Annotated in this window: 15 protein-coding genes; 2 read left to right on the forward strand and 13 right to left on the reverse strand. The window is 38.1% G+C overall.

The features are described from left to right. From pheS to MHH37_RS14470, 7 genes are all read right to left on the reverse strand, one after another. On the reverse strand, nucleotides 1–1038 hold the full coding sequence (pheS, locus tag MHH37_RS14440) for a phenylalanine--tRNA ligase subunit alpha (protein WP_014823150.1): 1038 nt from the start codon (nucleotides 1036–1038) through the stop codon (nucleotides 1–3). 44 nt (nucleotides 1039–1082) lie between these two features. Beyond that, nucleotides 1083–1334 (reverse strand): hypothetical protein, encoded by a 252-nt coding sequence (locus MHH37_RS14445; RefSeq protein WP_342573606.1) that lies wholly within the window; start codon nucleotides 1332–1334, stop codon nucleotides 1083–1085. A gap of 359 nt (nucleotides 1335–1693) precedes the next feature. Next, nucleotides 1694–1975, reverse strand: a complete 282-nt coding sequence (gene qoxD / locus MHH37_RS14450; protein WP_008407695.1) for a cytochrome aa3 quinol oxidase subunit IV — start codon at nucleotides 1973–1975, stop codon at nucleotides 1694–1696. Nucleotides 1976–1978: 3 nt separating this feature from the next. Then, complete coding sequence (gene qoxC / locus MHH37_RS14455; RefSeq protein ID WP_008407696.1) at nucleotides 1979–2578, reverse strand: cytochrome aa3 quinol oxidase subunit III; 600 nt, start codon at nucleotides 2576–2578, stop codon at nucleotides 1979–1981. Next, nucleotides 2578–4542, reverse strand: a complete 1965-nt coding sequence (gene qoxB / locus MHH37_RS14460; RefSeq protein WP_087615803.1) for a cytochrome aa3 quinol oxidase subunit I — start codon at nucleotides 4540–4542, stop codon at nucleotides 2578–2580. The genes qoxC and qoxB overlap by 1 nt, the downstream gene beginning before the upstream one ends. A 37-nt stretch (nucleotides 4543–4579) precedes the next feature. Then, nucleotides 4580–5467, reverse strand: a complete 888-nt coding sequence (gene qoxA / locus MHH37_RS14465; RefSeq protein ID WP_008407700.1) for a cytochrome aa3 quinol oxidase subunit II — start codon at nucleotides 5465–5467, stop codon at nucleotides 4580–4582. Nucleotides 5468–6069: 602 nt separating this feature from the next. Further along, nucleotides 6070–6831 (reverse strand): RNA methyltransferase, encoded by a 762-nt coding sequence (locus tag MHH37_RS14470; RefSeq protein ID WP_342573607.1) that lies wholly within the window; start codon nucleotides 6829–6831, stop codon nucleotides 6070–6072. A gap of 123 nt (nucleotides 6832–6954) precedes the next feature. Between MHH37_RS14470 and sspI the strand changes: the two genes are divergently transcribed. Next, nucleotides 6955–7164, forward strand: coding sequence for a small acid-soluble spore protein SspI (gene sspI, locus MHH37_RS14475; protein WP_008407703.1), 210 nt, complete (start codon nucleotides 6955–6957; stop codon nucleotides 7162–7164). A gap of 269 nt (nucleotides 7165–7433) precedes the next feature. Here sspI and argF read toward each other — a convergent pair whose 3' ends face one another. Continuing rightward, nucleotides 7434–8399 carry an ornithine carbamoyltransferase gene (argF, locus tag MHH37_RS14480; protein WP_342576266.1) on the reverse strand — a complete coding sequence of 322 codons (966 nt, stop codon included), beginning with the start codon at nucleotides 8397–8399 and terminating at the stop codon, nucleotides 7434–7436. 274 nt (nucleotides 8400–8673) lie between these two features. Between argF and MHH37_RS14485 the strand changes: the two genes are divergently transcribed. Next, nucleotides 8674–9126, forward strand: a complete 453-nt coding sequence (locus tag MHH37_RS14485) for an SRPBCC family protein (RefSeq protein WP_342573608.1) — start codon at nucleotides 8674–8676, stop codon at nucleotides 9124–9126. A 77-nt stretch (nucleotides 9127–9203) separates the two neighbouring features. Here the strand turns inward: MHH37_RS14485 and MHH37_RS14490 are convergent, their stop codons facing one another. The 5 genes from MHH37_RS14490 to MHH37_RS14510 all read right to left on the reverse strand — a co-directional run bounded on the left by MHH37_RS14490 (nucleotide 9204) and on the right by MHH37_RS14510 (nucleotide 15053). Further along, nucleotides 9204–9473 carry a hypothetical protein gene (locus MHH37_RS14490; RefSeq protein ID WP_342573609.1) on the reverse strand — a complete coding sequence of 90 codons (270 nt, stop codon included), beginning with the start codon at nucleotides 9471–9473 and terminating at the stop codon, nucleotides 9204–9206. 93 nt (nucleotides 9474–9566) lie between these two features. Further along, nucleotides 9567–10697, reverse strand: a complete 1131-nt coding sequence (locus tag MHH37_RS14495) for a Ger(x)C family spore germination protein (RefSeq protein WP_342573610.1) — start codon at nucleotides 10695–10697, stop codon at nucleotides 9567–9569. After that, on the reverse strand, nucleotides 10694–11803 hold the full coding sequence (locus MHH37_RS14500) for a GerAB/ArcD/ProY family transporter (protein ID WP_008407711.1): 1110 nt from the start codon (nucleotides 11801–11803) through the stop codon (nucleotides 10694–10696). Before MHH37_RS14500 ends, MHH37_RS14495 begins: the two co-directional genes overlap by 4 nt. Continuing rightward, a complete protein-coding gene (locus MHH37_RS14505; protein WP_339262697.1) occupies nucleotides 11803–13407 on the reverse strand; it encodes a spore germination protein in 1605 nt (534 codons plus the stop codon). The genes MHH37_RS14500 and MHH37_RS14505 overlap by 1 nt, the downstream gene beginning before the upstream one ends. A gap of 557 nt (nucleotides 13408–13964) precedes the next feature. Beyond that, nucleotides 13965–15053, reverse strand: a complete 1089-nt coding sequence (locus MHH37_RS14510) for a M42 family metallopeptidase (RefSeq protein WP_008407715.1) — start codon at nucleotides 15051–15053, stop codon at nucleotides 13965–13967. Nucleotides 15054–15069: the final 16 nt, after the last annotated feature.

Raw genomic sequence — 15069 nt, forward strand, 5'->3', positions numbered from 1 at the left:
TTACACTTCTGCCTGGTGGAATTGTGATAAGAAGCGTGTGTCATTTGTATAGAAATGACGAATATCATCCACACCGTATTTTAACATTGCGATACGTTCTGCACCGATACCGAAAGCGAAACCTGAAAGCTTAGTTGAATCGTAGCCAGCCATTTCAAGTACGTTCGGGTGTACCATACCAGCACCTAAAATTTCAATCCAGCCAGTTTGCTTACATACATTACAGCCTTTACCTGAACATTTATGACAAGATACGTCAACTTCTACAGAAGGCTCTGTGAATGGGAAGAATGATGGTCGAAGGCGGATTTCGCGTTCTGCTCCAAACATTTTCTTGGCCAATGCATCAAGAGTTCCTTTTAGGTCAGACATGCGGATATTTTCCCCGATTACAAGACCTTCAATTTGCATGAATTGGTGAGAGTGTGTCGCATCATCTGTGTCACGACGGAATACTTTACCTGGGCAAATCACACGAATCGGTTCGCCTTTTTTGGCTTCCATTGTACGTGCCTGAACTGGAGAAGTATGTGTACGCAATAATGTTTCTTCTGAAATATAGAATGAATCCTGCATGTCACGGGCCGGGTGACCTTTAGGCAAGTTCATTGCTTCAAAGTTATAGTAGTCTTTTTCTACTTCAGGTCCTTCTACGATTTCATAGCCCATACCTAAAAACAGGTCTTCGATTTCTTCGATTACACGTGTTAACAAGTGACGGTTTCCTGCACGTACTTTTGCACCTGGTAACGTCACATCGATTGACTCGTTTTCAAGCTGCGCTAAAATTGCAGCTTCTTCTAAAACAGCAACCTTTTTCTCAAGTTCAGCTGTTACATTTTCACGTACAGTGTTAACTAGGGCACCCATTTTCGGACGTTCTTCTGCAGAAAGTTTCCCCATTCCTTTTAATAAATCCGTGATCGGTCCTTTTTTACCTAAGTACGCAACACGAACGTCATTTAATGCTTTTAAGTCAGCTGCATCGGCAATTTTAGCTAATGCTTCTTGTTCCAATTGCTTTAATTGTTGTTCCATTTACAAAGTCCTCCTTATTTAGTTAGAGAATAAAGTTTGTTTCTTCAATCCGTTGATTTCCATTCCGGCGGACGCTTTCCACGGGCACGGCTCCAGCCTTCTCCCTCGCTTCGCTCAGTCCGGGTGCTTCCGCTCGGTGCTCCTGTCGCTTTCGCTTTCGTCGCAAATAGCCATTTGCTGTTCCCGTAGGAGTCGCCGCCTACATTCCAATCAACTAAGTATCTCCAAAAATCTCCAAATTCCCACTCATTAAAAATAGCGAAATAGTGCTTACTCTGAACCCGTTGCTTTAACAAATTTACATATACGCACTATAATAATCACCATTTTTGAAAATAAAAAATCCTCGCCCCCTAAGAAAGGGACGAGGACGAGTTTCGCGGTACCACCCTAGTTATTGCAAAAAGCAATCACTTCATTGGAGCTAACGACTATGTCTAGCCGGCAATCCTTTCACCACAAGTGGATCCCGGATGCTGCTCGCGGGGTGAACTTCACTATACAATTTGTTAGCAAGCTTTCAGTCATTGGCTTGCATTCCCTAAAACAAATGGTGTATACCTACTCTTCCCGGTCAACGCATTTCGTAATATATTCTCCAACTAGTTTAATGTATTTTCGTACATTTATCAACTAGCTGGAGCGTTTTTCATCATTACATATCCCAAAGAAGGATTAATAAAGAACCTAAAACAGTCAATACTACTAAACCGATTCCGTATACGATGTTCGAGTAGATAGCCCACTTGTCATTTGTTTCACCAGCGTGCATGAAGACAATAAACTGTAAACCTGCTTGAATGAATGCTGTCACTAAAAGGATAACCATTCCAGTTGTGAATGACATATCTGTGAAGTAAACAAGCATTGCAATCACTGTTAAAATCAGTGAAAATACGAAGCCCATAATTTGGCCTATTGGGAAGAACTTAGCCATAGATTACATCATTCCTTTCAAGTAAATGAAACTGAAGATGAAGATCCAAACAACATCCAGGAAGTGCCAGTATAGTGAGAATACAAATGTTTTCCCTGCTGTTACTGAGTTAAGTCCGCGCTTGGCAATTTGGATCATAATGAAGATTCCCCAGAATAAACCAAACGTTACGTGAAGACCGTGTGTTCCTAACGTTGTTAATAAAGCAGATGTGAAGGCACTAGTTGTAATACCTGCACCAACATGTACATAGTGTATAAATTCGTAAATTTCTACAGAAATGAACGCTGCACCAAGTAATAACGTAATACCCATAAATGACAATGTCGCTTTTTTACTGCCAAGACGCATAGCATGAATAGCTAAACCGATTGTAAAACTTGATGTTAAAAGAATAAATGTTTCTGCCAATACTGGACCAATTTCGAAAATCTCAGCAGCAGTTGGACCGTCACCTGTACGACCCGAAAGGACAAAGTATGATGCGAATAATGTACCGAATAACATAATTTCCGCACCTAGGAAAGTCCAGAATCCGAAGATTTTCAGGTTATTTTCCTCTGTTGAATATTCCAATGGAACATTGTTATTAACTTTACCCATTATTTCGCACCTCCTTCTTTTTCATATTTTTTCTCGATTAATTCTACTTCTTCTTTATGGATATGGTAGCCATGGTCGTCTTCTAGAGAACGGTAACCCATGCAAGCTAAAATACCGATTAAGCTGATGATTGCTAAAGTGAACATGCTGAATACTAAAGCGAAACCACCGATGAAGAAGAATATTGATAAAATAAATGTTTGACCTGAGTTATTTGGCATGTGAATATCTTGAATTTCACCTTTGAATAACTTCGTGCCGTTTTTCTTAGAATCCCAGAATGCTTCTGAATTTGAATCAGTTACGTCTGGAGTGATTGCAAAGTTATAGTGTGGAATTGGTGTATGAGTCGCCCACTCAAGACCACGTGCATCCCATGGATCTGAACCGATGTCGCGTGGAGAGTTTTTGAAACTGTACCAAATGTTCCATACTAGCATTAGGAATGAAATAGACATAATTCCGGCACCGACGAACGATACCATGTTTAATGTACTGAAACCTGCAGCATCAGAGTATGTGTACATACGACGTGCTTGACCATCTAAACCAGTGATATACATTGGAATGAATGATAGTACGAAACCTGTAGACATTACCCAAACAGTTGCTTTACCAAGACGCTCATTTAACATGAAACCGAACATTTTTGGCCAGTAGAACGTTAAACCAGCTAACATCGCGTAAACAACACCAGGGATGATTACGTTATGGAAGTGGGCTACTAAGAACATTGTGTTGTGGTATTGGTAGTCAGCTGCTGACATCGCAAGCATAACCCCTGTAACACCACCAAGTGTGAATAAAGGAATGAAGTGCAATGCATACAACATTGGTGTTGTAATAACAATTTTCCCTTTATAAAGTGTGAATAACCAGTTGAAAATTTTAACCCCTGTTGGGATCGCAATTGCCATTGTTGTGATCGAGAAGATCGAGTTCGTGAATGCACCTTGACCCATTGTAAAGAAGTGGTGAGTCCATACAGCGAACGAGAATACTGAAATTAAGATCATTGACCAAACCATTGATGTGTAACCATATAAGTTACGACGTGCGAAAGTCGAAATAACTTCAGAGAAAATACCGAATGCCGGTAAGATTAAGATATATACTTCAGGGTGACCCCAAACCCAGAATAGGTTGGCCCAAAGCATGTCCATACCACCGTCACCGATAGCAAAGAATTTAGTATCCCATAGACGGTCCATTGTACCCATAGCTAATGCTACTGTTAATACTGGGAACGCGAATACGATAATTAAGTTTGCAATAAGTGCTGACCAAGTGAACATTGGCATTTTAAATAATGTCATGCCTGGAGCACGCATTTTCATGATAGTCGTAATGAAGTTAATACCTGTCATTAACGTACCAAGACCCGCAATTTGCAGTGCAAGCATGTAATAGTTTGTACCAACTGATGTACTGAACTCATTATCCGCTAACGGGAAATATGAAGTCCATCCAGAATCAGGAGATCCACCGATGATGAATGAGATATTGAATAATCCCATCCCCATGAAGAATAACCAGAATGCCAAGTTGTTTAAACGTGGGAACGCTACGTCACGTGCCCCGATTTGTAATGGTACTAAAAAGTTAAAGAAGAACGTAATGAATGGCATTGCCATGAATAAAATCATGACTACTCCGTGAGTTGTAAATACTTCGTTATAGTGCTGAGCGTCTAAGAAACCGTTATCTGGAACAGCTAACTGTAAACGCATCATTACGGCATCGACACCGCCGCGGAAAAGCATAACTAAAGCAGTGATTAAATACATGATACCAATTTTTTTATGGTCAACAGTTGTAATCCATTCACGCCATAAGTAGCCCCACAATTTAAAATAAGTAACGATCGCTACTAACGCGATTGACCCTAAAACTATAGAAGCCATTGCGATATAAATTAATGTGCTTGGGTGTGGAACTGCAAACTGTGCAAAGAATTCCGACATAGTAGTACTCCTTTCGAAAAGTTGTTACTTTCAAAAATTAGTGTGAAGAATGATCCTCTTCATCTTCTTTTTCTTCGTCTGAAGATTCATGGTTGTGTTCCGGAGCTGGTGAGAACTCTAGATGTGTACCAGTATAAGTTGATTTACCAAGATGACCTGGCTCTAATAATTCGTCAAACTTCTCTTCTGTTAATGGAGCAGCCGTTTCATGAACTTCTGTTACCCATTCATCAAATTCTGTTTGAGTTAAAGCTGTTACATCAAAAATGTTTTCTGCTGTACCACGACCTGAGAAGTTCGCGTTACGTCCCCAGAATTCGCCTGGGTTATCTGCAGCTAAGTGTAATGTTGTTACCATGTCTGCCATAGCGTATTTCTGACCGCCAAGTTGTGGAATCCAGAAACTTGTAATTGGACCATAAGAGTAAAGTTTAAATTCAACTGCACGTCCAGCAGGAATGTATAGATAGTTTACTGTTTCAATATCTTGTTCCGGATAGCTGAAGTGCCATTTCCAGTTAGATGATGAAGCATAAATAACTAAAGGTTCCTGATCCTCATATTCTTGAGGAACACTCTCAACAATGTAGTTACTCTTAACAGAAACAAATGATAAGAAAATAACGATGATTACAGGAATACCAATCATAAATGTTTCTACAAGCCAGTGACCATGAATATGCGGTGGCTCGTAATCTGGACTTTGTTTTGATGCACGGTATTTAAATAACATAAACACCAAAATTGCTAATACTGTTAAAACAATCCCTGACATTAAGTAAATTAATAACATTGTGTCATCGGCTTGTCTTTGAGCTTGAGGACCTTTAGGATCAAGAACTGCTAACTTATCGTTACAGCCTGCTAAAAGAATAGCACCTAGTCCCATGAAAGAGAGTAATGTTCCCTTCATATTTACTTTCATAGTTGGACTCCTTTCCAATTAAATAAAGCTTGTTAGATTTTGCTTAAGCGCTTTCATGTGAGAGCGAAAATAAAATAATGACGATAGTGCGACATCGAATGAATATTTTCACTTTTTACCATTTACACTATGCATATAGTGGCAAATAGTCAGACCATCAATCCATCACCATTTAGAACCTTTAAATTGAATCCCATAATTAACAGTTTGCACACTATTTTAAAAAGCATTATTTTATTTTTTTATTGTGATAACTTAAGGCGTCTGTCTAACCTACTTAGATTTTAGTTAAACATCAAATAAGTGTCAAAACATCAAATTGGAAAAAACCCTTATTTCTCCCAATTTACGAGTAATTCTTTTTTAATATTTTAAAATAATGACGGCAAACGCAGTAAAATAAAGCGATTTCGAGCTAAAAGTTACCTTCATTTCAAAAATGACATTTCTATGAACTCGTTAAAGTTCATATTTTGGGACTAATCAGAAAGCTCAATACGTTTCATTTTATGGGTTTTATTTCCACTTTTTACCTAATATTTTAAAAGAAATAGGATTTTATAAGTACTTACTTACAAAATCCCACCTTTAAGTTTTCCTGTTTATTTTACAAATGCATACAATAAAATTCCTGTTGCCACCGCAACATTCAGTGATTCTGCCCCGCCTAATATAGGAATGATGATGTTTTGGTCTGTTTTTGCCAATATTTGCGGATTGATGCCACTTCCTTCATTACCCACAATTAAAGCAAATGAATCACTTGGTTCCACTTTTTTGTATGAAATCGATTCTTCCAATGAAGTGCCAAATACACGGATACCATCAGCCTGCAGGTTTTCTATCCATTCCATCAAGTCGCCACGTACAACAGGAATATGGAAATGGGAGCCTTGTGCAGAACGCAATGATTTTGGATTAAATGCATCGACACTGCCTTTCCCTAACACAACTGCATCAATTCCGGCTGCATCTGCCGTTCGGATCATCGTGCCGATATTTCCCGGATCTTGGACCGCATCGACTAATAGTACTTTTTTCCAATCAAATTGTTCATCTTCGGAAATTTGGCGCTGCTTACAATGGGCAAATACCCCTTGGGAATTTTCAGTTTCCGCAATTTCTTTTGATACTGCCTCATTTACATGGACTAATACTACTTCATCTATTGCCCATAATAATGGTAGATCAACACCATCACGCACAATAATCTGGACGATTTGGTCTTTATGCTTTAACGCTTCTTCCACTAAATGAAAGCCTTCTACAATATACTCTCCTGTTTTTTCTCGCTCTTTACGTTGTGTAACAAGCTTTTTCCAATGCTTCACTAGTGCATTTTGTGTCGATTCAATTCTTTTCATTATTTCCCGTCCTTTTTTACGTACTCGATTGTATATTCTATCACAATTATTTTGTAATCCATAACGCAATGCCATGTATAAAGTTTATTATTTTGAACAAAGTATGGGAAAAGGAGGTTTCATATGGATTTTCAAATTAGACAAGCAATTACTGCCAATGTAACGGGCTCAGATGCCGCTGAATTTCAGGATATCGTCAATGATGCCATTGCACGTGGTGAGGAGCATTTACTTCCAGGCCTTGGTGTATTTCTGGAAAAATGGTGGAATGGTGCAAGCGAAAGCGAGCGAAGCGAATTTTCGCAAAAACTGGCAAAGCAGTTTGTCAGCTAACATTAAGCATAACCATCCATCATTCAATTATGACTCCATACAAAAAAGCAATCCAGCGTCTCCCGGATTGCTTTTTCTATGTAGTGATGGGGCATTCCATCTTGAATACAGACATCACTTGTAGTACTTCATGAATCGTCACAGCGTCTCCCATTGTTATTCATGTTGGACTACTACATTATTTATTTGCCCTTCCTGCCCATAAATAATGCATTGTTCGCAGCGGCGACTACAACCCGTAGTACAATGCCAAATGCTTGTTACTGATTTTACGCCAATAAAGATACTAAAACTGCTTTTTGGGCATGCAGGCGATTTTCTGCTTGCTCAAATATATAAGAATTTGGGCCGTCAATAACTGACGTCGCAACTTCTTCCTCTCGATGTGCCGGTAAACAATGAAGGAACATATAATCCGGCTTTGCATGGGCAACCAATTCATCATTGATCTGATACTTTTCAAAATCCTTCAGTCGCTTTAGTGTTTCTTCTTCCTGCCCCATTGATGTCCATACATCTGCGTAAACCGCATCTGCATCTGTAACAGCTGCCACTGGGTCATTTGTTACAACAATAGTACTGCCGTTATGAGAAGCGATCATTTGTGCTTTTTCAATAAAACGTTTATCACATTCATATCCTGGTGGTGTTGCAACTGCTACATGCATACCAACATGTGCTGCTGCAGCGATAAGCGCATGTGCTACATTATTGCCATCACCTACATAAGCGATTTTTAATCCTTTCAATTCCCCTTTATTTTCGGCAATTGTTTCAAGGTCAGCTAATGCCTGACATGGATGATCAAGGTCCGTTAACCCATTAATGACCGGAATCGAGGCGTTATCAGCCAATTCTTCAACCATTGTATGGGAGTTGGCACGGATCATGATTCCGTCTAAATAACCTGATAATACTCTTCCTGTATCAGATATTGGTTCACCACGGCCAATTTGCATATCGCGAGCATTCATATACATTCCATATCCGCCAAGCTGCTGCATGCCTACTTCAAATGATACACGTGTACGCGTTGAACTTTTCTCAAAGATCATGCCAAGTGTCTTACCTTCCAATAATCGTGGACATTTGCCCGCTTTTGTAATTATTTTCAACTGTGTAGCAAGTTCAAGCAGTTGCTTCACTTCTTCACTCGTATAGTCAAGCAATGTTAATAAGTCTTTTCCTTGTAAACTTTCAACAGGCTTTAATTGCACCTCTTCTAATAATTTCATCATTACACACCTCTGTGAGCTTTATGTTGGTTTTATTATACAAATGAATAAATATAAAATCAAGTGAATTATTATAAATTATTTAAATTAATAAAATTGTACAATAATTAGACTTATTCATGAACGATGAAATAATTCACTTGAAGGATATATTTTATGTTTTTTAGAGAAGATATCCAATTTTTATTGAATTCTAATTCATTTTTAAGCATACTATTTACAGCAGTACATTTTGGAAATAATTTACTCTATCACTGATTTAGGAGGAATCATTATGCCGAACGCGATCCACACAGTGGAATTACCATTATCTAATGAGATAATATGGCATTTTCTAAAGGACTATAATAATTGGGCACCATTAATTCCAGGTTATATCGAGCACGAAGCAATACATGATACGCAGTTCACTTGGACTTTACTTGCAGATTTAGGGTTCACGAAAAAGAAGATTATTCTTCAAGTAGATATAACTGATTCTGTTGAACCGACTGATGTAAAATTTAACATAAAAGGTTTGTCCGACAACTTTGACGGGAACGGCTACTTTAACATTGCAACCGGCAATAAAGAGTCCACTCAAGTAACAGGCAGCCTGGATTTATCTGCTGGCGGTTTTATGGGGATGATGATCAACCCTGTTTTGGAAAGTTTCGTACCTAAAGCGACGTCTGATTTAACGAACTCAATTGAAACAAAGCTTACTGCCCTACATGATGTAAAATAAACAAAAACCATTAACTTTCCCGATAACCGGAAAATTAATGGTTTTTGCTTATTGTATTGGAGAGTGTACAGCAGGTTTCAACATACGATGCACTCAATTTTCTCATCATATTCACTGCATACACTAATACAAACTTCATCCATAAATAATGTAGTCACAGTAAAGTTCGTCGTTTGATAAATGCTAAACTCATTCATCTTTTCATGAATGCTTTCTCCTAAAAACATTTCCCAAATTGATTTATCAAAACAAATTAAAGTTGTTTCATTTATTTCACCTGACAATTCCACACCGTAAATAAACCCTTGTGCAACGATTGGATTGTATTCACTCATTTTGTTGAACATTAAGAACCATTATTTTAAATATAAAAAAGAAGCTGAATCTGATTTATTCCAGCTTCTTTTACAGTTGAGAATACGACGTTCAAGATCTAAAATTTACTGAAATACTCCATCCCGAATAATAGTAGTGTTTACGGTAACGTTTACTTTCATTTTTGAAAACATTTCATACCATTCCTCTTTATCGATATTCGCATTTCGGTACTGTGCTTTATAATATTCTCCAAACTGGAATATATCCGTATTGATGTCATGGCTATATTGTATAAGTCGTTTAATTTCACTTTCAATTTTCTTGTTGATTTCCTTCTCGACTTTATGAATCATTGCGTTTCCATCCATGCTTATATCCGAATCAACCTCCAATAGTCGACACTCCAGTTGAATCGTTAAATTGAATTCTGGAACTTCCGGATCAACTAATTCAATAGTCCGTTTTGAATTAATAGAGTCGATGGCTATCGGCAGTTCTTTCGAAGAATCCGAGGGGGATTTCTCCAGCGCTGTGACTGGTATTTTCATTTCCAACGCTCCTTTATGAGTATTACCTTGAACCATTAATATATATATAGCTTCTTCTGCAGGGAGATTTCCGGATAATTTTCCCGTATTAAAAAAAGCAATGCCGGAAATTTCAACATTTTCTTCTTCTCTTTTTAATATTGGCATTGCATAACTATTCAAAAAAGAAAGTTTATCTCTATTGACTTCATGTAGCGTCGATGAAATAATGTATTGTTGTTCAATGTTATGTTGAATTAATTGATATATATGTTGTCCAATATCCGATATATTTTCATATTTATATTCCAATAATGTTTTCAAATCTCCATCTACAGTAGCCAAATATGTTGCATTGCTGATTTCAGAATTCATTTTTAAAATATGGATATTATCATCTAAACCTGATTTTGCCAGCTCCTCACCGAACAGTACAACCCGCAATTGTCCTGATCCAATTTTCTTGGATGTTTTTAAATCCATTTTTGAACGGGCTCCCTTACTTGTAGATGCAGTGGCTGACTGCAATTCAATTTTACTCTCTAATTCCGGATTGATCTGACGGATGACGGCTGTGACGGACAAATTATCCTCTTCTTCTATATCATAGCCCAGAAGTGTCGTTAAACTTATCCTTTCAAGAATTTTCTCTTCTGCACAGCCCCCGAGAACTATTGTGCATACAAAAAGCATAATTAGCATTCTTAACATAATCAGCGCTTTCATTCCCTTCCAGCCTTTCTTTTAAAGACTTTTTTGTTCAGGAGAGCAATGAAATATATAAAGATAGGATAAATAAATACAATATAAAAAGCATAATTCCCGAAATAGTCGTTGAATGTATGAACTTCAATCCTTGTTTTCACTATCAGCGACCCTATAAATATTAAAACGGAAAATATAAGAACAAATTTCTTGTCGGTTATGTTAATCATTCGACTGACACCCCGATAGGCGGACCATACAAAAAAACAAAGATTCGGCAAAATGATCATCATCCAGTAACAGACAGTGATAAGTTCAATCCGTTCAAGAAAAGGCAGGCGGACAATGCTGAATAAAGATAATGTTGCCCAGATCGATTTCTCGAGCTGTTCCCCACTGAAAAAAGTTAATGTTACGAGCATAACAAATAAATAAATAGCCAATGTACACATCAATCCTAAATGTACATATTTTTGGGCCTTATTCTTTTCTTTGACATAGGGATAGATCGTATTAATTATTTCAAAACCTACAATGGTGAGCGTCATCGAATACGCCCCTTTTAATAGACTTTTAAAATCATTATTCAATACTGGCAGCAAGTAATTTATATTTGAATATTCAATTGGAAATAACAGTACAACTAAAATCCAGAGACTAAAAAAAAAGCTAAAAAAACAAACTCCTATTATTACCCGTAATCCTCCCGTGAAAGCATAGCTCACAGTGATAAGCAGAGTAATTGTAATAAACGAAGCACTTAAACTTGGGAATACCCATGTATTTATTACATCTGAATAATTTTTGATAATCGCGAAATAGGCCAAGCCGCAATAAACAATATAAGTTAAATTAATTAAATTGCCTAAGTATTTACCAAATAAATTTATATTCACCCCGTAAATATCATTTGATTCATACAATTCCAGAACTTTAAAGATAATATAAACGACTATATGCGCTGCTATGAAACTGATAATGATAGAAATCCACGCATCCTGTTTTGCATCTCTATAGATGATGCTTTGAAACCCGTGAATTCCTACACCAATCTGGGTGGAACAGATGATGAAAAAGAGAAGCGGTGCATTGAATGTTTGAGTAGGATTAACTTGCAGCTTGTCCATCACTCTTCCCCCTTCTCTTTATCACCTTTAAGATTTACACGCACTTTGGAATATTCCGGATTCTCCACTCTTGCGTTTGGCGATTTTCGTACAATGAACGGATACGGCAGACGAACCAGGCTATCGCCCAAATCTTTAAGTCTAGGTGGATAAAACGGTGCCATATAAGGGGCGCCTAAACTTGTTTGTCGTAATAGATGAATCACCAGAATACAAAAAGCGAGCATTATACCATAATACCCCCAAAACCCGGCTAAAATGATTATTGGAAAGCGCAGCAATCGAATTACATTTCCCATCATATAACTCGGAGTTATAAAGGAAGACAGAGCACACAATGCGACAATAATAATGAGAATGTTACTCGTTATCCCTGCCTGCACCGCCGCTGTACCAAGTACAACCCCCCCTACAATTCCTATTGTCTGGCCTATTTTGGTAGGCAGGCGCGCTCCGGCCTCGCGAAGCAATTCCATAATCAATTCCAGGAAAAGTGCCTCCAGTATAGGCGGAAACGGCACTTTAGCTCTAGATTCGCTAAGCGGAACTAAAAGCGGCTGAGGAATGACTTCATAATGGAATGTTAGTGAAGCTACATACAGTGGGGTAAAAAAAATTGAGATAAAAATAGCTACGAATCTTAACCATCTGACAAAGGTAGCTATCGGCCACCGCAAGTTCCTATCTTCCCTACTCTGGAAAAACTCAATAAATGCGTAAGGACAAAGTATCCCCATTGAACTGCCATCAACAAGAACGCCTATTTTCCCGCTCAATAAACCATCACAAAACCGGTCAGGGCGCTCCGTTAATAACATTTGCGGAAAAATGGACAGAGAGCTGTCATCAATTAACTCGGCAAGTTCCGCACTGTCGATCAGATCTTCAATATCAAGAGTTTGAATTCTTTGTCGAACAGTATTTACATTTTGTTCTGAAGCAACGCCATCTATATAAAGTATGGAGAGCGATGTATTGGTCTGATTCCCGACTTTCAGTTGTTCATTACTAAGATCAGGGCTCAAAATAAACCGTCGAACAAGCGATATATTTGTGGATAGACTTTCATTAAACCCAACTTGTGATCCGATTACTTGAGATTCATTTTCGGGTGCAGACAAACCGCGCGATTCTCTTGCCGGAATGATGACCATAGTAACCATTGCATATCCTGCCACATGAATGATCACAGCCCCTGTTAACATGGTTTTGATACACTCATTTAACCTATCCTCCACATTTACTTGAGGGAGGGGCAACTGACTATGGATACTGTCAGGTGTGGCATTTTGAATATCCTGCAGGACAGGTAATATTTTTCCGTTCAATATTTCTTCTTTTACTAAATTATCGATATAAATGATAGTAATGGATTCTGTCATGTTTCGAATTATCAAATCGGCCGGAGAATGAAGCTGATCTTTTACTTCTTTTATAAAGACTTCCGTAGAATCGGAAATGGGTTTCAGATTTTCCGTTTTGGGAGTTACTTTACCCTTTTGTTGAACAGATTGCTTTTCGTCCATATTATTATTGAAAGGCGATGTTATATCTCCCGTTTGTTTGTTGAGTGATGATTTCTTATTCTTTTTTCCAAAAAACATAATATTCCCCCACTTTTGTCTTAAGATTATATTTTTTGAACACCTATCTTTCAACAGTCGCCAATTAATGAATTCATTATTGCCAGATTCTAGGCAAATATTCATAAAGGACTAAATTTGGTAGTAGGAATTAAAAGGAGGGTAATGAAATGAATGTTTATTTCAAAATAAAAAGAGACTGGGACATAATTAGTATCGGTTAAGGCAAAAAGGGAAATTGCACCGTGCAATTTCCCTTTTTGTTTTATTATTTGAGAAGATTGGATGAAGAGTTAACCCCTCACCGCATATTTACTTAAATTTTTGGCCATTAATGCTAATCCGATTTCATTATTAACCTTCGATTATCCCGAATCGAAAACCGCGTGAAACCCAAATTAGCTTTCAAGAATCCCAAAATGGCAGCCGTAGACACAAAATAAAGCCGTTCAAATTTTACTTTCGTAAAATTTGAACGGCTTTTGATTTTAAGGCGGGTTTTGTCCCAGCCCCTTTTTTACCTAGTTCACTATTTAACCGTCAATTCCCCGTTGGTTCTATCCAAAGTTTTTATAGTATTATTCAAATGTAATTTTATTTACTGTGTCACGGTCTAATCGTTTAATTACTTCTACAATTAATTTAACCGCATTATCATAATCATCACGATGTAAGATTCCTGCATGTGAGTGAATATAGCGTGTTGCAACACCGATTGCCAATGATGGTACACCGTTTGCTGTAATGTGAATACTTCCTGCATCCGTACCGCCGCCAGCCATTGCTTCGAACTGGTATGGAATGCCCGCTTCTTCAGCTACATCAAGGACAAATTCACGTAAACCTGTATGAGATACCATTGATGCATCATATACGACAATTTGTGGACCTGCGCCCATTTTTGAAGTCGATTCTTTCGGTGTCACGCCCGGCGTATCGCCAGCAACACCAACATCTACAGAAAAACCGATATCCGGCTGTACTTTAAATGTAGAAGTTTTCGCACCGCGAAGGCCGATTTCTTCCTGTACATTCCCGACACCATACACAATGTTCGGATGCTTTTCATCTTTTAATGCTTTCAGTACATCAATCGCAATCGCACAGCCAATACGGTTATCCCATGCTTTCGCTAATAGATGCTTTTCATTTTTCATTACATTGAATTCGAAATATGGTGTAATCATATCGCCTGGACGTACGCCCCACTCCATAGCTTCTTCTTTTGATGCGGCACCGATATCAACGAACATAGATTTAATATCGACTACTTTGTTTCGAACATCTGCCGGTAAAATATGTGGTGGCTTTGATCCGATCACACCAATAATTTCTTCCCCTTTACGTGTTGTAATTGTCACACGTTGTGCAAGCATTACTTGGCTCCACCAGCCGCCTACTGTCTGGAAGAAGACAAACCCTTTATCATCGATGCGTGTAACCATGAAACCAACTTCATCCAAGTGACCCGCAACCATAATTTTCGGACCGTTTTCATCGCCTACTTTTTTTGCGATTAAACTTCCTAAGTTATCTGTTTCCACCTCATCTGCATAAGGTGCGATATACTTTTTCATCACCTCACGTGGTGCACGTTCATTTCCTGGTATACCGTTTGCATCTGTTAAATCTTTGAACATTTGTAATGTAGCATCAAGCTTTGTCATGTCGGTTTTCCCCCTA

The sequence above is a fragment of the Solibacillus sp. FSL K6-1781 genome (assembly GCF_038630735.1).
Classification (GTDB): Bacteria; Bacillota; Bacilli; order Bacillales_A; family Planococcaceae; genus Solibacillus; species Solibacillus silvestris.